A 21,475-nucleotide genomic window follows, 5' to 3' on the forward strand; every position below is an offset into this window, starting at 1 on the left:
TATGACAAAAAATCTCTCCTGGATTTATTAAATTCAGAAAACAGATCGTAAAAATTAAAAAATATCAAGGATATTTATAATATCATGCCTGGGCACACAATACTTGTTATTCTAAATAAAGCAAAATTTAAACAAATAAATACCAACATTAACAAAATAAAAACCAACTAAATAAAGTAATATTTAAACAAAACAACCTCAACAATAATTTATTATTTATACGATTTATTAAAATAATCCCCTTGTTTTTTATCCTTCACCTAACGTTCTATTTTTTGTTTTTTTTCAAATACCCCCTACTTTTTCTTACCCCAACTTTTATTTCCCAAGGCCTTGAACAGTACATGTAAATAGGAATCGTAACCTTATTACCCCAAATTTACAATTGACTTTTTTCAGTATGCAGGTCATTTTTTAATATCAAAACAACCCGACTTTTATGAGATCAAACTTTTCAATCCCCTTACCAATCCAGATGGTAATTGCGGCTATTATTCAGGTACTGATTTTTTCAAAAGCAGTACAAGCCAAACCAGATCTGGATATGTCTTCGATGGAAAACTACAGTCTGAAATCAAGCGAACTTTATTTCGCTGATTCTCTGGAGTTATATTTCTACACTCCATACAATGGATCAGTAGAAATTATGCCAAACGAAGCACTGGAAATGAGCTTTAGTGATTCCATTAAAACTCAAAACCTGGCCCTTTACATCTATGAATATGTAACTGACAGCCTGGTTCAGACGATTTTTCTGGATGATACCAGCCAATCACATGTGAAAGGAAATAACCTCCTTATAGAGCCTAATCCGCTGGGAATTAATACCCAATACTACATTATAATAGAAGGCGGAGCCATTACCAACCTGGATGGAAGCAAACCTTTTAATGGAATTTTTGACAAAAACTTTTGGTCTTTTACCACCAATGATGGATCGGATAACCAACCTCCAAATTTTGTATCAGAAACACCAGAGACAGACAACAAAACACCACATAGTTTCGAGTTATTGGTAGCACTTGATGAACCCGGAACTGTTTATTATACTGTAAATGAACCAGATACGGCAGGGTTTCCAACCTACGAACAAGTGATAAATGGACAGACCAGCAGCGGAGGAGCAGCCCTGAGAAGTGGAGCTATCAATGTAGAAAGTAGTTTTACCACATTTAAGGAAGTGATTGAAGGATTACCTGATGACAGGTACTACGATATATTTATGGTAACTGAAGATACCAACCAAAATGTACAGGATTATGCTAATTCCTACGGTGTGAATTTACCTCCAGACATCACCAACAAAGTAGTGATTGAGTATTATAACCCTTACTCGGGAAATCAGGTAATGCCCGATACCCATTTTGAAATGTATTTTTCTGAAAAAGTTAAAATTAACGGTGGAAATATTTACATAAAGGATTATTCAAATGACAATCTGGTGTCTCAAATCTCGATTTTTGATACTACACAGACAGAAATTGGGGATGAATATGTTTACTTTAAACCAATCAGTCCACTTGACACTACCACCTCTTATTATATCCAGATTGACTCTAATTTGGTAACTGATTTTAATACCATGCAAAAATCATTTGCTGGAATTTACGATAAGCATTATTGGCAATTTCAGACTAATGATGGTTCAGACAATAAGGCACCTGAGTTTGAAAATGGCACCCCTGATTTTTTCGATCATAAAACTGATGGATTCACCATAAGGATAGTCCTTGATGAACCTGGAGAGGTTTTCTATACCATTGAACATTCTCACCATGATGGAAACAAGCCTTATCCCACAAAAGAACAGGTGATGAACGGATTGGATGGAAGTAATCAGCCTGCCATAAAATCAGGTCATATGATAGCCACACAGGCGTATCAGGATTATGAAATTATGGTTACAGGACTGATGGAGGATACTGATTATCAGGTATTTTTCATCACTAAAGATTCCCTTGGAAATGCCTGGGAATATCCCGAAAGTAATGGCACACACACCAACTTTGACTATGAAAACAAAATTGGGCTCAACCACACATTCCCCTATTCCGGAGACCAGAAAGCTCCAGTTTTTGGGGAGTTTACAGGATATTTTTCAGAAGATATTGAATTAATAGGAAGTGGTTCAATTTTCATTAAAAAAGCATCTGACAATTCTACCTTTGAAGAAATTGCGCTTGACGATGTTTCCAGAGTCTCGATTGATAAAGATCGGATTGAATTCCAAACCACCAATTTCCTTCAGCCATTCACAGAATATTATATTCTGATTGACAGTGGAAGTGTTACAAACTTTAACGGGACTAAGGTTTTCAATGGCATCAAGGATCCCTTCAAATGGAGATTTAAAACCAACGATGGTTCTGATGAAACACCACCGCAGTTTGTAGGAAACACTCCGGATTATGATAAAAAACCGGAAGGCCTGGAACTTGCCATTGCCCTTAATGAACCGGGTAAAGTTTATTACTCAATTGTGGCTGGGGACACTTCTTATCATGGTGGAGGAAATTATTTTCCTTCCGTTTTACAAGTAATAGAAGGGAAAGACAAAAATGGTTCTCCAGCCCTAAAAAGTGGTGAAATTGTAGCGACAAACGCACAGGAAATTTATACCTATATCGTAACTGGTCTGGACCTGGACTTGCCATATGATATATTTATGGTAGCTGTGGATACCGTTCCAAATATCCCGGAATATGATATCCGGCACTTTAGTACCCACTACCATGGTGAAAATAATGATGGATTTGAGGTAATCGGTGCTTATCCATTTCCGGAAGATGAAAATGTACCGGTAAATACGGCTTTTGGACTTGAGTTCGAAGAAGAAATTGTGGTGAAAAATGGAGATTTTAGAATCAAAAAATTCACAAATGATTCTTTGGTATTTACCGTAAATACTATGGATACTGCCTCTTTTAAGGTTGAACCTAACAAATTCCATTTCACGCTACCCGCTCCATTAGCTCCAAATACTAAATACTATGTTTTACTGGACAGTGGGGTTATAGAAAATATAGCCGGAGATAAAGGTTTTGAAGGTGCTCCGGACAAAACAGTTTGGTTTTTTACCACTGGTGAAGGAGATGGACCTCCGGTATTTACAGAAGGATTTCCCGAAGTGTTCGGTCCTACCCTACATGGTTTTGAAATGAAAGTTTCACTCAATGAAGCCGGAAAAGTTTTCTATACAATTGTAGAATCAGAAAGTGATAATTTCCCTTCTCCAATTCAGGTAAAAGAAGGTTTAAATCACCTTGGACAGGCGGCTTTACAAAGTGGAGAAATCCCTGTTGACAAGCCTTTCGATCCGGTACCAAGACTAATCGATAGCTTGCAGGCAGATAGATTTTATGATGTTTATTTTACTGCCATCGATTTTGCAGGTAACCTTCAACTGAATGTAAAGAAAAGAGGTATTCAGACTGGAGCAGCGATTCCTGTACCACCAGTTAATTTATTTGCCGAACCTGTTTCTTCCAAATCTATCTTATTGCAATGGGTGGATGATTCTCCAAATGAAGATTTCTTTATCATTTTCAGAAAGAAAGAAGGAGAGACTGATTATAGTCTGATTGGAGAAGTACAGGCAAACAATACCGAATTCCTTGATATTAACCTTGAGCCTGGTAAGAAATATTTTTATAAAGTTATTGCCAACAACCAGGAAGGAGATTCAGGGCCTTCAAATATTGCTTTTGCCAACACTTTCCCTGATACGCCAATTAATCCAATCGCCAGAAAACCATTTAATGTAAAAACTGATGGATTCGTAGCAGTTTGGGATGAAATGCCTGGAGCCACAGGATATCTTTTCTCAGTGGCCTCCGATAGCGGTTTTACTTCTTTGGTAGAGGGATATGATAATTTGGAAGTTGATTCTACAGCCATTCCTGTAGGAAATTTATCTGCTGATAAATTATATTTCTATAGAATTAAAGCAAAGAATGAGGAAGGAAATACTTCTGGGAACTCCAATGTCATTGTGGTGAAAACCTTAAAACCTGAAGAGGTTTGCAAAGTAGTTACCAATATTTCAGATAGTACCATAAGTGCTACTGAGGTAAAATTAACTTGGACAGCTGTAGAAGGCGCTCAAGAATATCTGGTCAAAACGGTTTCCACAGATGGAACAATTGAAAGGGTAGAATTTACCAAACACAATGGAATTATTTTATTCCAATTGTTACCCAATACAAATTATGAGCTTAAAATTGCCAGCATTTGTAGCAAAGAGCCATTCCGTCAGTCAGAGCCGGTAGCTTATTCCATCACCACCGGAGATTTGCCAACCTGTGAGCCTGTGAGCAATTTAGCGGCAAAAGCATTTGCCAATTTTGCTGAATTAAGCTGGACTGGAAAAGGCAAAGGTTATTTGATCAAAACCAGAATTAAAGGAGAAAATGACTGGGAGGAAATGGTAGCTTTTGACTCCATATTTTCAGTTTTTGGTTTAGAAAGTGAAACAGAATATGAAGCAGTTATTCACGCGATTTGCGATTTGAAATTGAATCACTATTCAGTTGGAGACACCGTTAATTTCACAACTGAATCAGGAGGGACACTTTGCGAAAAACCAACAGATTTATTAGCCACAGTTAAAGAAAGAGAAGTCACTTTTACATGGGAAGGCGATACCGTAGAAGCTCAAAGTTTAATCAAAGGATTCTGGGTTTCTCAGGGTAAATTCACTTCACCTGTGGTATTGAAAAACCATCCAATTGGTGAATTTGAATCACGAATCAGAGCAGTTTGTGGAGACAGTGTTTTCTCAGCCTGGACACAACCTGTGAAGTTTAAAGTAGGTGGTGTGGCTCCTGATGCCCCAACCAATTTAGTAGCTGAAGCATTGGGTAAACATGTTGCAAAACTGACCTGGGATGATAATTCAGCAAATGAATTTGGATTCCAGATAGAGCGAAAAACAGAAGGTGGGGAATTTAAGAACCTGGCATTTGTACCTAAAAATGCTACCGAATTTTATAGTATTAACTTAAAACCCCAAACCACTTATTATTTCCGGGTAAAAGCCATTAACGATATGGCTTCAGAAGCCAGTAATGTTGCCGATGCCACTACATTGAATGAATCAAAGCCTCCACAAAACACACCATTTGGTTTAAATGTGGAAGGAGTAACGCAATCGGCTGTATGGATTTCCTGGAAAGATTCTACGGATGAGGCCCTGGGTTATGAAATTCAGGTAAGCGATTCCTCAGGCCACAAAAGGTTCATTAAAGTAGGAAAACAAAATGCTTTTATTGTAAAGCAACTTAAACCCGCAACGTCTTACAACTTTGCCATCCAGGGTTTCAATATTGATGGGGTTTCCGGATTCTCTGAAAGTATTGATACCACCACTGCCAGTGTTCCTGTGCCTCCAACAGCTCCGGTTTTCTCTGCCCAGGGTGTTGATGTCGACAAAATTCTGATCAGCTGGGATGAAGTGAATTTTGCCGGAGTGAAAATTGAGCGTAGAATGGCAGAAGGTGAAGGAAAATTCAGGGAAATTGCCACCATAATCGGAGAATCAGAATTTACTGATGACAAAGGGTTAGTTGAAAACACTTTGTATGAGTATAGATTGAGAGCGGTAAGTGCCGATGGAAATTCTGGTTTTGGAATTGTAATTCAGGCCAGGACACTTACTGAACTTACAGTTTCCGCACCGGATGCCCCACTTGCTTTTGTAGCAGAAGGAGTTTCCACTTCGCAAGTAAACCTGAGTTGGGAAGACAATTCCAACAATGAAAAAGGATTTATATTAGAAAGAAAAGAAGAAGGAGAATTTATTCCTTTAGATACTCTGGAAGCTGGTTCTACCTGGTATACTGATGCTGATCTGGATGAAAATTCTATTTTCGAATATAGATTGAGTGCTTTCAACATTGCAGGAAATTCTTCCACCGTGGAGGCTGAAGCCACTACTTCAGAAGATCCTGTTCCACCATCTGCGCCAAGTGGATTAAGTACCACTTTTGTATTGGCTAGAAAGGCAGGTATTAACTGGTCGGACAATGCCAATAATGAAACTGGATTCAAAGTGGTTCGAAATGGGGAAATTATTAAGGAAGACCTGAAAGCAAACACAACCTGGTTTGTAGATGAAGACAGTCTTGCTCCCAAAACGACTTACAAGTATGTGGTAATCGCCTATAACCATGACGGAGAAGCGGCTTCAGATACATTGGAAGTTACTACAACTGGTGCAAGACCATCCGCTCCACTCAATTTTACTGCTGGATTGGAAGGCAATAAGATTTCCGCAAAATGGGAAGCACCAGAATTCCCCAATAGTGAAACGGTTGAATACAATGTATTTGGAAGATTTGTAGTAGGTGGCGTAGTACTTGGAGAAGGAGTAAAAGAAGGTTTAGCCAATACTTCTACAGAAATTGAGATTCCTCAGGAAGTAATGACTGGTATAGAAAACCTGCTGAAAATCCTGCCAAATATTAAAATCAAAATTGTAATAGGTGCGGTTGCCCTCAACGAATTTGGGAGATCAGGTAAAAGTAATACAGTTGTGTTCGATTTCAGCAATGCAGATCTAAACGCAGCTGGGGGAAGGATTGCCGAAGGAGATGCTCTGGTGGCTCCAACCAAGTTATCAGGTTACAAAGTTTCTGCAACTGCCATGACCCTTAACTGGGATGACAATGCGCAGAATGAAGATGGATATAAAATCTTCAGGGCACCAGCTGATGATCCTTTAAATTACACAGAATTAGGATCAGTTGATAAAGATATAAGCACTTATGCTGATGAAACCATTGTAGAAAGCAAAGCTTATAACTATCTGGTAGTCGCTACAAAAGGCACCAAACAATCAGATGCTTCCAATGTGCTGACTTATTCTGAATTGGGTGTATATCGTGAGACAAGTGTTTTTGCCGGTTCTGAAGTGAGTGCTGCAGCTGCATTTGGAATGGATGACAATGGTTATGTAATAGCCGGTGCCAATGGAAATAATATTTTGGCAGATTTCTGGAAATACAATAGTGTAACTGATGAATGGGAGGAAAAAGATGCTTTCCCTGGTGTGGAAAGAGCCTACTCAGTGAGTTTCGAAATTGATGGAAATTTCTATATAGGAACAGGAAGTGACGGAACTGATCATAGAAACGATTTCTGGAAATATGACAGCAAAACGGGAAGCTGGACTCAACTGGAAGATTTCCCAGGAAGTGCCAGAGCCGGAGCATCAGCATTTGTAATTGATGGAACTGCTTACATAGGAACAGGAAGTGATGGAGACAAACACCTGAAAGATTTCTGGAAATATGATGCTACCAACGATTCATGGACACAACTCAATGATTTCGAAGGTGTTTCCCGAAGCGGTGCAGTTGCTTTTGTAGTAGATGGAAAAGGCTATATCGCTACTGGTGATAATGGAGACCGGTTAACTGATGTTTGGGAATACAATGCCACCGAGGATAGCTGGACGCAAAAAGCAGATTTTGATGGATCTGCCAGAGCTGGAGCCGTGTCTTTTGTAATTGATGGTAAAGCTTATCTGGCTACCGGAGATGACGAAGAAGGAGATTTGAAAGATGTTGGGCTGGTAGTTGGAAATGAAGGATTCCTGGGCAATCCATTGAGTCAGCTCAATGAAGAAACCCGAAATAACAACCTATGGGAATATGATGCCACCAATGATGTATGGACAAAAGTTCTGGATGTGTTTGGAGATGGCAGAAGCTCGGGTATAGCCATGACTATGGACGGTAGAGCTTATGTAGGACTTGGTTCTGGTGATGATGGTTTGAATAAATTCGATATGATTGAATTTACCCCAATAACCAGTGAAAGTGATAAACCAGAAACACCAACTGAGTTAACAGCGAAGTCAGAAACTACAGATGAAGTCAATCTTGCCTGGACAGCCACTGATCCTGATGCACTGGAAATCAGACTGGAAAGAGCATTAACTTCTGTGGGTGAATTTGTAGTATTGGATACACTTCCTGCAGGCACAACCACTTATGTGGATAAAAACCTGATCAATGGTGAATCTGAATATTCTTACCGAGTGAGGGCCTACAGTAAAAGAGGACTTTCTCCCTATTCTAATGTGGCCAGTATCACAGCTGTTACCGGAATTGAGGATGAATTCCTTGCCCAAAGTACAAAGGTTTATCCTAACCCAAGTGAAGGAATCTTCAATCTGGAAGTGGATATGCCGGGTAATGCCCCAATGACTGTAAAAGTGTTTAACACTGTTGGAAAAGTGGTTAATGTGGAAGTACTTCCAAAATCCGACAGAGTGTTGAGGCATCAGCTGGACTTAAGCATTCAGCCATCAGGTATTTACCTGATTCAGGTAATCACCAAAGAAGGCGCAAGACACACAAGACGTGTAATCAAAAATTAAGGTTTATTAGTTAATCCAATTAAAAAAAAGACTACCCGGCTGGGTAGTCTTTTTTTGTTTTCTGGTTGGGGTTTCATCTTTTTTTGGGCTATTCGCCATTTGCAATGGCGAATTTATATCGCTGGATTTGTTATCCATCTGCAATGTTTTTCGGATTAAAAATCCTACTAAAGGGATTCGGAATTTCAAATTCCGAATAGCGGAGTTTGTAATCCTTCGAAAAGGCTTCGGAATTACAAATTCCGAAGAGCGAAAATTCTTGAGACCAAGTTCTAACCTAGCTTAAGTTTGCAACTTAAGCTTTATAATAAATCAAGTTTATAAACTTGAAAATATCCGCAAGTTTCAGTTACAAACTGAAACCAGTAAGTAATTAGGAATTACAAATTCCAATTAGCCAATCCCCCTTAACAAACCCTCAAAAGCATAGACTCCATAGTAAGCCCCGGTCCGAAAGCCATTCCAAGTAAATTTTGGTTTTTATTGCTCGATTTGAGATTTTCCAATATTTCCTTGATTACAAAAAGAATGGTAGCCGAAGACATATTACCATAACTTCTGAGCACCTGATAAGCAGCTTCGTTTTGTTCCCGCTGGAGGGCTAAAGCTTGCTCAATTTCAGCCAGTATTTTTTTACCTCCGGGATGGATGGCAAAATGATGGATATCCTCCAACTTTAAACCAAGTTGGTTTAGTAAATTTTCTACTAAAGTATTAATCCCCTTGCCCAACAAACCGGGTACATAAGCGGAAAGCTTCATTTCAAAACCAAAGTTCCCGATTTCCCAAACCATGTCTTCCCTGCCCTGGGGATACAAATCGCAATAAAAATTGAGGGGAGATAATGATAAATCGGCTGAAGGCATTGATTCGATAATGGCCGCTGCAGCACCATCTGCAAAAATGGAAGCCGCCAACAAATCATCCGGGTCTTCACTTTTTTGCAAATGAAGTGAACAAAGCTCCACTGAAACCAACAATACTTTGGCATTTTCTTCTGCCTTGCAAATGGCATCAGCCAGTTTCAAGCCATTGAAAACACCATAACAGCCCATGAAATTTACAGCCGTTCGCTGGGTAAATGAATTGAGTTTAAGGTGCTCAATAATTTCAATATCCAGTCCTGGCGCATACATACCTGTACAACTCACCGTAATCAGGTGGGTAATTTGCTGAGTCTCAAAATTGTTTAAACCTGAGAGTGCATTTTCAATTGCCATTAAGCTTAATTGGATGGCTTCTTCCTTATAAACTTCCATCCGGGCTGCAACATCGGGAAACTGATTTTGATTTTTTCCGGACAAATAGAAATTTGTAAAATCCCCATTTTCCAACGCTCCAATCACAGAATGTCGGTATTTAATGCCGGTAGCACGATATAAAATTTGAAGGTTTTTTCTTTTCTCCTCATCAAGATCAATTAAGTCCGCCATGGTATCGGCAATAGCCTGCTGAGAGAATCTGGCTTCCGGTACGGCAACTCCAATACTTGTAATGTGGCTGGCTTTCATAAAAAAGAGTAAATCCCTGGAAAATAAGTTGAATAATAATGCTAAGCCGGGGAATGGTTCAAACAATCAACTAACAATCCAATCGGATCATCAATAGGTAATAACTAAACAAAATAATTTTGGTTCAATAAATCAGGACAGTTAAAATATTAAACCCAGTCAATTCCTTTTTTAAGGAGATCTAAAGTCTGCTTCTCAGGGGAACCCTCCTTGGGTTGGTAGTTATATACCCAATTCGCTTCGGGTGGCATACTCATCAGAATGGATTCTGTTCTTCCATTGGTATCCAGGCCAAACTTAGTTCCCTTATCCCAAACCAGGTTGAATTCTACATACCGGCCCCTTCTCAATCTTTGCCAGTCCAGATGCTCCTTAGCAAAAGGAAGAGATTGATTTTTTTGCATATAATGCCTGTAAATTGGAGCAAATTTCCGCCCCACATCTTTCACAAACTCAAACCTTTGTCTGAGGGTAAAATCCTCATTTTCAGAAAGTCGATCGAAGAATATTCCACCTATTCCCCGGGTTTCATTTCTGTGTTTGATAAAAAAATAATCATCCGCCCATTGTTTAAATTTCGGATAATAACCAGAATGATGTTTATCACAAACCGCCTTGAGCTGTTGATGGAAATACCGGGCATCATCCTCTACTATATAGTGCGGAGTAAGGTCTATTCCCCCTCCAAACCAGCTTACCCCGGTGCTCATCTCAAAATACCGGACATTCATGTGGATAATAGGTACCATAGGGCTTCTCGGATGTAAAACAATAGATACACCTGTGGCAAAAAAATCTGCCTTTTTTAGTTTAAGCGCCTCTAATATCTTTTGAGGTGTTGGCCCATGAACAGCGGAAAAATTCACACCACCTTTCTCAATTATATTTCCCTCTTCAATTACACGAGAGTCCCCTCCTCCCCCTTCGGCTCTTTCCCAAATGTCAGATTTAAATTTTCCTTTCCCATCTTCTTCTTCCAAAGCAGCACAAATTTCATTTTGTAATCCTTTAAACCAGTTTTCTACTTCCTTTTTAAACATCCTTTTTCAATCAAATTACAGTGAACCACTATTTGTTTTAATGGAGAATCCCTTTTAAGTAATGGAATATTAGGAGGTAATTAACACCCATAATTCCCAAAGCAATTTCAATTACGCATAATTCCCCCAAAACTAAAGGAATAATACAGTTATGAAAAAATGGCGGATCATTTTAATCTTCCATTAAAAATAAAGTGGAGGTTTTATAATCGATTATGGCCGCATACTTATTTAATAAATCCGCACCAATTACACCGTCCACCGGATCAATTTCCTTAGCTTGTAAAGATAAATTGATATGGGTAAAATCAATGGCAAGTAATTCAAAATCGGCAAAATTAAACCCCTGAATGGAAATGGGTGAGGAATCTACCTGATAAACTTTAGCCTCACTGGTGCCCACCCCTCCTCCGGGAGTATCCAGTTCCTCTATTTGCAAATCAAAAGATTCGGCCAGTTCAAGGTTAAGTACCGTATTCGAAGCCCCAGTGTCAATCAGAAAGGTCATTTCCTTATCCATAAATTTCCCAACCACCTCAAAAAGCCCGACTTTATTGGGCTTTACCTGAATATCCAGATAACCTTTCTGTATTAAAAAGTCTTTAATTGATATTTGTGTGAGATCCATAATTGCAGTATTTATAGTGAACCACTATTGAAAAAACTCTTATGGCGGTTTTAAGCCATGCTAATCGTTTTTACCATAATAGAATTCAAATTAAGGAGGAACCCTGAATAATGAAACAAAATGTAGATAAATTAAGGAAAAACAAATTATACCATATACTTCTACTCTATAAGTAGAATTATACTTTATACTAAAATACAATTTAATTTACCATTAAAATATTTATTACTCCACTTATAAAATTTAAACAAACTTTTGTAACCTTTCATGCAACCATAAGTACTCACTTATGTCAATAAAGATAAAAATTCCAAACTTCCATTTTTTATGCTTCAACATTACCTGCTTCTCGCATTTCGAAATTTCAAAAGGTTTAAGAACAGCTTTTTCATTAATCTGATTGGATTATCTACGGGTCTTGCCTGTACCCTCTTTATCTATTTATGGGTAACTGATGAATTAAAGGTAGATCAATTCCATGAAAAGGACACTCAACTTTTTCAGGTGATGGAGCACCAACAATATGCCGGAGATATCATGACCACGTCTTCCACCCCTGGAGTTCTGGCTGAGGCTTTAAAAGAAGAATATCCCGAATTTGAATATACAGCCACCACTACCTGGATTTCCCCATTTACACTTTCTATAGAGGATCACAATGTAAAGGCAGATGGCTATTATGTTGGGGCAGATTTTTTTAATATTTTTTCTTACGACCTTATTCAGGGAAACAAAGACCAGGTTTTAGCTGACAAAACTTCCATCACAATTTCCGAATCCCTGGCCAAAAAGCTTTTTGATACTACAGAAGACATCCTTGGTAAAACCATTGAAGTTCAACATAAAAAAAATTATAAACTTACCGGAGTATTTAAAGATGTGCCCAAAAATTCTTCCTATCAATTTGATTTCGTTTTGCCATTCGAACAGTTTAAGGATGAAAATGAATGGGTAACTTCCTGGGGTAATAATGGGCCTCCCACTTTTGCAGTATTGAAGAAAGGCACAAATCCACAAGAACTCGAAAAGAAAATTGCCGATTTTGTAAAGAAAAAAAACGAACAGTCCAATGTCACTTTATTTCTAAAGCCCTATTCGGAAAGATATCTGTTTGGAAGCTATGAAAATGGAGTACAGTCTGGGGGAAGAATAGAATATGTCAGGCTATTTTCCATTATTGCCGCCTTTATCCTGTTTATTGCCTGCATCAATTTCATGAATTTATCTACCGCACGCGCTTCAAGAAGAGTGAAAGAGGTTGGGGTTAAAAAAGCATTGGGAATTAAAAGAAGTGCTTTAATTTCTCAGTTTCTTGGGGAGTCCATGGTCATGGCATTTTTATCAATTTTCGTAGCACTGATTCTGGTAGTTTTATTTTTACCACAATTCAATGAAATCACCGAAAAGAAAATAGCACTGGCACTGGATGGTAACCTGGTGCTCTCCCTGCTTGCCATAGCTTTACTTACCGGCATAATTTCGGGAAGTTATCCTGCGCTTTACCTGTCAGGTTTCCGCCCTGTGGTGGTATTGAAAGGAGAAATCAGAAGTTCACTTGGAGAGTTGTGGGCAAGAAGAGGTTTGGTGATTTTTCAGTTTATTCTTTCAATCATGCTCATTGTTTCGGTGGCGGTGGTCTACAAACAAATCGAATTTGTACAGAAAAAAAACCTGGGATTCAACAAAGATAATGTCATTTATTTCCCTATGGATGGCAAAGTGGAAGAAAGCAGGGAAACATTTCTGAACGAGTTGAAAAGAATTCCCGGAGTGGTGAATGCCACCAGTGTGGGACACGATATGATTGGAAGGCAAAACAATACCAGTGGGCTGGAATGGGAGGGTAAAAATCCTGATGATAAAATTCTCTTTGAAAATGTGAGATCGGATTTTGGCTTAATAGAAACACTTGGAATCGAAATGAAGGAAGGGAGGTCGTTTTCCACCGAATTTAGTACCGATACAAGTAAAATTATTTTCAATGAAGCGGGGATAAAAGTAATGGGTTTGCAAGACCCGATTGGAAAAGTGATCAAACTTTGGGGGGAATATGACCTGGAAATTATAGGAGTTGCAAAAGACTTTCATTTTCAGTCCCTTCATGAAGAAGTCAGTCCTCTTTTCTTTATAATAAATCCTGAAATCACCTGGAATATCATGGCTAGAATTGAGGCTGGAAAAGAAAAAGAAACATTGGAAAAGATTAAAGATTTCTACCAGGATTTCAATCCGGGGTTTACTTTCGATTACCAGTTTCTGGATCAGGAATATGCAAATCAATATAAAGCGGAACAAAGAGTGGCCACACTGTCCCAGTATTTTGCGGGATTCGCCATTCTCATTTCCTGCCTGGGGCTTTTCGGGCTGGCTACTTTTACAGCCGAAAGAAGATTGAAAGAAATAGGAATTAGGAAAGTACTGGGTTCCAGTGTAATCAATATCATTTATTTGCTTTCAGGGGATTTTACCAGAATGGTGGTAATTGCGATTTTCATTGCCCTGCCTATCAGTTACTTTGCTTTGGACAACTGGCTACAAAGGTTCGCTTATAGAATCGATCTGGAAATCTGGTTTTTCATTGGCGCAGGATTTTTGGCCTTGCTCATTGCCTGGATCACTGTAGGCATGCAGGCAGTAAAAGCAGCTAATGTAAACCCAGCCAAATGCCTGAGAAGTGAATGATTTTTTTGTTAATACAACAATTAATGTAATAGGTAATTATTCCAAACAAAATAGCCTGGGGTTTCCCGGGCTTTTTTGTTTTAAATCTGTTTAAGATAAAGGCTAATTTTGTTTTTAAATAAAAATAACCTTCAGAAAATTATATGGAAAAATTTAAAATTCAAACACTCAATCGAACCGCCCATTTTATTCTCATTTCTGAATTTAAACATGCTGCAATTCCTTTTGAAGAGAAAAATATGGCAAACCCTCCTGAAAAAGGTGAATTTGCATTTGGTGAACTTACAATAAAATTGGAGTTCCAAAATGAAGTACAAAGTATTTTGACTCAGCTAAATAATCCTAATGGCTATTTGATTTTTGGATTAGAAAAAGGAAAAAGGCAATCCTCTAACTTGATAAACTATGCATTAATTGGATATGCGGTTATTATTACAATTTTATTAATAAATAATTGGGATACAAGTTACAATCAACAAAATCATAGAAACTTTGAAATAATCTGGAACCATAATAATTCAATAGTCGAATATATACAAAAAAACAATCAAAAAATATATTTAAGGTACTATGATGAAAATCAGGATAGAAATTTTGAAAAAGTAGAAGAATACAAAGGCGGTATTAATCCATCAAGTATTTCAAAAGATAAGGATGAAAATGGATATTTTGAGGATATATCTTTCTATAATCTGAATGGTGATTTTGTTGGAAAAAGCATTGATAAAGACAATGATCAAATATTTGAGTTTTATGAAATTTTACTTGAGAATGGAAAAGTTTTAAAACTATATGATAAAAACAACAATGGTCAATTCGACTTTGTAGAAATTAGATAATCTCTTGATTCATGCCAAAGCGAATGTAAATAAAGCTAAATATTCGCAAGGTCTTCATTAAAGAACTCTTATATTATGTCTTGAATTAGGCTATTCGTCATTTGTAATGGCGAATCTGTATCATAGGATTTGTAATCCGCACACAACACTTTTGTTCCCAATGCGCCCGGCAGCAATTGTATTGCCCGAATTTGCACTTTCTACTAACCTTGGTATAAAAATGGAGGTTTTATTTTCGAATTGATTTATCAAACTGAAACTAATAACCATGATGAACCTACGCCTTATTCTGCTTGCCCTTATTGTAATTTCCTCTTGTGCTCCTTACGCGAAGGGGCCTGTCTTTACAATTGAAGAAACTAATGAAATTTTTCATCCTTATATTGAATTTATGGAGATTAAACCTGGTATGACGGTGGCTGATGTGGGGGCAGGGTCTGGGATATTTACCATAGTTATGGCTACCCAATTCGATAGTTGCAAGGTACTTATTCAGGACATTGACCAGGAAACCCTCCAACAAAACAATGTGGACAAAATGATCTCGCATTATTCGGGTAAACTTGGTTATGACCTGGGAGCTCGAAATCAATTCGAAATAATTTATGGAACTCCAACAAAATCTAATCTTCCAGATCAGTCTGTGGATGTCATTTATACAAATGCCACAATTCATGTTTTCGATGCACCCAATGAAATGTTACAGAACCTCCGAAAAACACTAAAACCAACAGGTAAAATATTTATTAGGGATGCTTTCAAAGGGGATAATGGAAAAGGAGATTTTTGCTCCGATTCGAAATGTGCCAAGCCCCTATACACAATTGATGAATTTCTTGAAATGATGAATGAAAATGGTTACAAGCTTTTAAAACAATCTCCAGAAATGGATGGCTACCCAGTATTTGGTTTTGGCCTAATGAATTAGATTTCTTGAAGGTCAAATAAATAATTCTCTCAGGTAAAAACAGGAACCAAATCATAACTAAAAAACATTATGGAAGTTTGTATTGGTTTTGACTTCAAAAGGTCATTGTATTTCTCGGAAAATTTTTGCCCCATAGGGTTTTCGTAGAAATTTTGCTTTTTTGAAACTCAGAAGCCAAAAATACGCAAGGCCACTATAGAAGCCCCTGCTAAGAATTAACTTTAATATTATAGTTCGCATAGTCTCTTAAAAAATCTCCATAATTCTTCCATTTTCAATTTTTAAAGTATTTACTTTAAGTTTAGAATCAAAGCATTTTTTTAAGGCTATTCTTAATTTAAAAGCAATATTTTTTTCGATGTCAATCAAAAGGACAATACTTTTATTTATTCCTTTTATTTTTTGGAGTTGTTGGAAAAAAACAACAGATGAAGAACTGAATTTAAGTACAACTGCTATGGGCCAATACCTGCTAAATGAGTATCCCAAGGGGGACAAAATTGTGATTTACCAAATGATGACCAGGCTTTTTGGGAATAAGGTAAAAACAAATCAAAAATACGGTACCATTGAAGAAAATGGAGTGGGAAAGTTCAATGATATCACTGACAAAGCCCTGGAAGAAATTTATGATTTGGGCATTACCCATATATGGTACACCGGGATAATTGAACATGCAGTTCTAACTGATTATCAGAAATATAACATCCCCCTTGATGATGCTGATGTGGTAAAAGGCAGAGCAGGTTCGCCCTATGCCATCAAGGATTATTATGATGTAAACCCCGATTTGGCAGTGGAGGTGGACAAAAGAATGGAAGAATTTGAAGAACTCATCACCAGAACCCATAAAAACAAGCTGAAAGTACTGATAGATTTTGTACCCAACCATGTGGCACGCTTCTATCATTCTGATGCAAAACCAGAAGGTGTAACCGATTTCGGGGAAAATGATAATACTGCAGTAGCCTTCGATTCCAGTAATAATTTTTACTATATCCCCGAAAAATCTTTTGTGGTTCCGGCTGAATATGAATCACTTGGAAAGGGAAGTGCATTCCCTACCAAAAATGGAAAGTTTGATGAGTTTCCTGCCAAAGCCACTGGCAATGATCAGTTTACAGAAAAACCAGGAATTAACGACTGGTTTGAAACGGTAAAACTGAATTATGGAGTAGATTACGAGAACGACAAACAAAAACATTTTGAACCCACTCCAGATACCTGGATAAAAATGAGGGATATTCTCATTTACTGGGCAGAGAAAGGTATCGATGGATTTCGTTGCGATATGGCGGAAATGGTTCCGGTAGAATTTTGGCAGTGGGTGATCCCGCAGGTAAAAGAAATTAATTCAGATTTGATATTTATTGCTGAAATCTACAATCCCGAGGAATATGAAAACTATGTAAAAACCGGAAAATTCGATTTTCTTTATGATAAAGTGCAGCTTTACGATACACTAAAAAGTATTACCAAAGGAATTGGCAGCACCAACGACCTTCCTCCCATTTGGCGAGATTTAAAAGGCATGAATAAGCACATGTTAAGGTTTCTGGAAAATCATGACGAACAAAGAATTGCTTCCAAAGGTTTTGCAGGCTCACCGGTATTTGCCAAACCCGCCATGATTATTTCCGCTACCTGGTATTCCGGACCCGTGATGATTTATTTTGGGCAGGAAGTTGGCGAGCCAGGCGATGGCGAAGAGGGATTTGGAGGAAATGATGGAAGAACAACCATATTCGATTATTGGGGAGTACCCGAACATCAGCGATGGATGAATGATGGTAAATTTGATGGTGCACTACTCAGCAATGAACAAACTTCCCTGAGGGAGTTTTACAAAGATTTGCTGGTGATGGTCAGGTCTAACTCTGCATTCTCAGAAGGAAGATTATTTGACCTTCATCCATTTAACCAGATTAATTCTGGAAATTATAATGAAAAAATTTATGCCTTTCTCCGCATTGCCCAAAAGGAAAAAGTATTGATAATCGTCAACTTCGATAAAGCGAAAGGACAGGAAATTAGCCTGGTTATTCCCGAAGATGTAATTCCACTTTTAGGAATTAAAGAGGAAAAGAATTACATTTTGGAAAATACACTTGGACATAATTATACGATTAAAGATTTAACAAAAAAAGATTTTATTGAAGGCATCAATATGCAAATTCCCCGGCACTCAGGCTATATTTTCCAATTGAAGAATTAACCATTTTCTAATAGATACAATAAATTAAAAACCCACGAATATTTATGAGTCAAGTTTTCAGGACACCCATACAGCAGGAAATACTTTACCCAAAAATCAATTTACATGACCCTGTGCTTCTTTTAGGTTCCTGCTTTTCTGATAATATTGGCCACAAACTAATTGACCATAAATTTCAGGCTAAATCCAACCCTTTTGGAATTATATTCAATCCGGTTTCCATTTTTAATTTGCTGGAATGTACTTTAAAAACTCATGATTTTGCAGAAGAAAAACTGATTAATTCCGGAGAAAAATGGGTACATTACGATTTTCATTCCTCCTTTTGCGGACAGGAAAAAGAGGCGCTTACTGCGGAAATAAAAACCGCACTCAATCAAACTAATGATTTTGTAAAACATTCCAAATACCTGATTCTCACTTTTGGAACCGCTTATGTGTACCGGCTCAAACTTTCAAGAGAAATTGTAGCCAACTGCCATAAAATGCCCTCCTCCCTTTTTGAAAAAGAGTTACTGACTATTGAACAAATAACTTCGGCATTTAAAGATATACATCAACTCCTACCTAAAGACATAAAGGTCATTCTAACAGTTAGTCCGGTGCGGCATATTAAAGATGGTTTTACCAATAATTTTATAAGCAAATCTACCCTGCGCATGGCCTGCCATCAAATTGAATCTGAATTTCCCAATATTCATTATTTCCCTTCCTATGAAATCATGATGGACGATCTGAGAGATTACAGGTTTTACAACAGCGATATGCTTCATCCTTCTGATGTGGCGATTGAGTACATCTGGCAACAGTTTTCCAATGCATTTTTTAATGAAGAGACCAAAGCTTTTATCCTACGATGGGAAAAATTAAGCAAGGCTATAAACCACAGGCCATTTCAAAAGGAATCAAATGAATACCAGCAGTTTTTAAGAAAAACTATTGCCAAACTGGAAGGAATTAATGAAGTAGATGTCAGTAAGGAAATCGGGCTGTTGAGGGAAATGGTTATTGACTGACATTTCGCTGAAGGTCCCTATTCAACCAGAAAGTTACAAACTTTCATTAATAGTTAAGGCTAAAGAAGTCGCTTCGCTTTTACTTAAGCCAAAGAAAATTCCTCTTTTTAAGCAAGCATTTTTCACCCTCTGGCGAGATATTGATAAAAGTCATAATACCTTTTTTGTTTGATTTCCCATATTTTAATACCTTCATCCTTATTAAACAAAGATCTTATATAATGGAAAACGTCACTTTTCAAGCCGACCTTAAACAGGCAAAAACGTTTCTACTAAACATAATAACTGCTGCATCAGAAGAAAAACATTTAAACTGGCTCAGTGGACAAATTCAGAAGCTGGAAGAAAATTACAATGAACGATCACTTTTTCTGGCTTTTAGTGCTGCCTCCAGATTCTTCGAGAAACAACCAGTTTCTCTGGAAGAATCCGGCATTGCTGAAGCAGATAAACTCAGGTCAGGGTTTAGACCTGCTTCCTGGAATCTGTTGGAAGTGGTTCGGGTTTATATTTCCCTTTTCATTCCCTATGAAGACGAAAAAGTTTACATCAGCACACTTGATAAATTATTTGAAACCGGAGATGTAGCGGAAATCACTGCACTTTATAAAGCTATTCCACTTTGGCCAAGGCCTGAAGCTCATACTAAAAGAGCTGCTGAAGGAGTAAGAACAAACATGACTGTAGTCCTGGACGCTATCGCCATTGAAAATCCATACCCGGCCGAATATTTGGATGAAATTGCCTGGAATCAATTGCTTCTCAAATCTATATTTACGGAACGACCAATTTTTAAAATTACAGGAGCAGACAAGCGAGCCAATCAAAAACTTGCGGATACTTTATTTGATTTTGCGCACGAAAGGTGGGCAGCTGGAAGATATGTCATTCCCGAGCTGTGGCGATTTACCGGAAAATTCCTAAGTACGGCCAGGTTTACTGATCTTGAAAGGCTTTTGAAGGAAGGCAATGAACTGGAGCAGGAAGCGGCTATTTTGGTTTGCGAGGACAGTAATTTACCAGAAGCCACCGAATTAAAAGCCAGATATCCAGAAATTGACAAAAGGGTAAAAACCAAAAATCTGGATTGGAATCAGTTGGGTAAAAATTACCTGAAAACATTAGGGCAACTTCCTTCCGGTTATCAGCAGGCTGGCAGTGGGGTTTCTACAAAACATACTAATCTCTAAAAAATAAATTGGTAACTTTGAGCAATAACGCACAACCAACTAAAAATTCTAGTAAATTATGATGGAGCATATAAAAGGCATGAAGTTCTTCGATTCTCATATTCATATGAGTTCAAGAACCACTGACGATTACGAAAGAATGGCACAAGCCGGAATCGTAGCGATCATTGAACCGGCTTTCTGGATGGGACAACCCCGAACAGAAGTGGGTACATTCAAAGATTATTTCAGCAGCCTGATTGGTTGGGAAAGATTCAGAGCCAGCCAGTTTGGGATTAAACACTATTGCACTATTGGTTTGAATTCCAAGGAAGCCAATAATGAGGCCCTTGCCGAGCAGGTTATGGAAATTTTACCCATGTTTGTAGCGAAAGAAGGTGTAGTGGGTGTAGGTGAAATTGGTTATGATGACCAGACGCCTGCTGAAGACAAATACTTCAGGGCACAATTGGAACTTGCAAAAGAAATGAATCTGCCGGTTCAGGTACATACGCCACACAGAGATAAAAAACAGGGTACCATAAAAAGTATGGAAGTAATTCTGGAGCATGGTATTGATCCTGGAATGGTAGTGATTGACCATAATAATGAGGAAACGGTGAAAGATGTATTGGACAGAGGCTTTTGGGCAGCTTTTACCATTTACCCCAACACAAAAATGGGCAATGAAAGGATGGCTGCAGTGGTACAGCAGTACGGTCCTGAAAGAATTATTGTGGATAGTTCTGCAGATTGGGGTGTGAGTGATCCGCTTTCTGTTCCCAAAACCGCTGCCTTAATGTTGGACAAAGGCATTCCAAAAGACCATGTGGAAAAAACCTGCTATTACAATCCTTTGGAAGCTTATGCCCAAAGTGGTCAACTAAAAGAAAGCGACTGGCTGGAAAGGGCTCCGATTGACCAAAGGGAAATGTTCTCAGATAATACTGTATTGAGAGGGCAAACTCCAAAAATAGAGAACGAATCCAATATTATTCGCTAGGCAAACATATTGTTTGATCTAAATTTTAAATAGAAATAAGTACAAATTTAAACTCTGGAGT

At 38.0% G+C, this 21,475-nt stretch carries 11 protein-coding genes; 8 read left to right on the forward strand and 3 right to left on the reverse strand.

Annotated features, from left to right (window positions below; translation table 11 throughout):
* Nucleotides 1–439 precede the first annotated feature (439 nt).
* On the forward strand, nt 440–8,383 hold the full coding sequence (locus A3EM_RS43515; protein ID WP_020530820.1) for a fibronectin type III domain-containing protein: 7,944 nt from the start codon (nt 440–442) through the stop codon (nt 8,381–8,383).
* 407 nt (nt 8,384–8,790) lie between these two features.
* Here the strand turns inward: A3EM_RS43515 and A3EM_RS0124095 are convergent, their stop codons facing one another.
* From A3EM_RS0124095 to A3EM_RS0124105, 3 genes are all read right to left on the reverse strand, one after another.
* Complete coding sequence (locus tag A3EM_RS0124095) at nt 8,791–9,894, reverse strand: type III polyketide synthase (RefSeq protein WP_020530822.1); 1,104 nt, start codon at nt 9,892–9,894, stop codon at nt 8,791–8,793.
* A gap of 149 nt (nt 9,895–10,043) precedes the next feature.
* Nucleotides 10,044–10,934, reverse strand: coding sequence for an oxygen-dependent coproporphyrinogen oxidase (hemF, locus tag A3EM_RS0124100; protein WP_020530823.1), 891 nt, complete (start codon nt 10,932–10,934; stop codon nt 10,044–10,046).
* A 172-nt stretch (nt 10,935–11,106) separates the two neighbouring features.
* A complete protein-coding gene (locus tag A3EM_RS0124105) occupies nt 11,107–11,562 on the reverse strand; it encodes a retropepsin-like aspartic protease (RefSeq protein ID WP_020530824.1) in 456 nt (151 codons plus the stop codon).
* Between the two features lie 327 nt (nt 11,563–11,889).
* Here A3EM_RS0124105 and A3EM_RS0124110 point away from each other — a divergent pair, with 327 nt between their 5' ends.
* The 7 genes from A3EM_RS0124110 to A3EM_RS0124145 all read left to right on the forward strand — a co-directional run bounded on the left by A3EM_RS0124110 (nt 11,890) and on the right by A3EM_RS0124145 (nt 21,414).
* Nucleotides 11,890–14,244 carry an ABC transporter permease gene (locus A3EM_RS0124110; RefSeq protein ID WP_020530825.1) on the forward strand — a complete coding sequence of 785 codons (2,355 nt, stop codon included), beginning with the start codon at nt 11,890–11,892 and terminating at the stop codon, nt 14,242–14,244.
* Nucleotides 14,245–14,387: 143 nt separating this feature from the next.
* Nucleotides 14,388–15,083, forward strand: coding sequence for a hypothetical protein (locus A3EM_RS0124115; protein ID WP_020530826.1), 696 nt, complete (start codon nt 14,388–14,390; stop codon nt 15,081–15,083).
* Between the two features lie 268 nt (nt 15,084–15,351).
* Complete coding sequence (locus A3EM_RS0124120) at nt 15,352–16,011, forward strand: class I SAM-dependent methyltransferase (protein WP_020530827.1); 660 nt, start codon at nt 15,352–15,354, stop codon at nt 16,009–16,011.
* A 358-nt stretch (nt 16,012–16,369) separates the two neighbouring features.
* Entirely contained in the window at nt 16,370–18,226 is a 1,857-nt protein-coding gene (locus tag A3EM_RS0124130; RefSeq protein ID WP_020530829.1) for an alpha-amylase family glycosyl hydrolase, read from the forward strand.
* 44 nt (nt 18,227–18,270) lie between these two features.
* The gene (locus A3EM_RS0124135) at nt 18,271–19,242 is read left to right on the forward strand and encodes a GSCFA domain-containing protein (protein ID WP_020530830.1); all 972 of its coding nucleotides are present in this window, start codon (nt 18,271–18,273) and stop codon (nt 19,240–19,242) included.
* A 221-nt stretch (nt 19,243–19,463) separates the two neighbouring features.
* Nucleotides 19,464–20,432 (forward strand): EboA domain-containing protein, encoded by a 969-nt coding sequence (locus A3EM_RS43525; protein WP_020530831.1) that lies wholly within the window; start codon nt 19,464–19,466, stop codon nt 20,430–20,432.
* Nucleotides 20,433–20,490: 58 nt separating this feature from the next.
* Nucleotides 20,491–21,414: a TatD family hydrolase gene (locus tag A3EM_RS0124145; RefSeq protein ID WP_020530832.1), complete on the forward strand. Its 924-nt coding sequence runs from the start codon at nt 20,491–20,493 to the stop codon at nt 21,412–21,414.
* The last annotated feature ends 61 nt before the right edge of the window (nt 21,415–21,475 follow it).

The sequence above is a fragment of the Flexithrix dorotheae DSM 6795 genome (assembly GCF_000379765.1).
GTDB lineage: Bacteria > Bacteroidota > Bacteroidia > Cytophagales > Flammeovirgaceae > Flexithrix > Flexithrix dorotheae.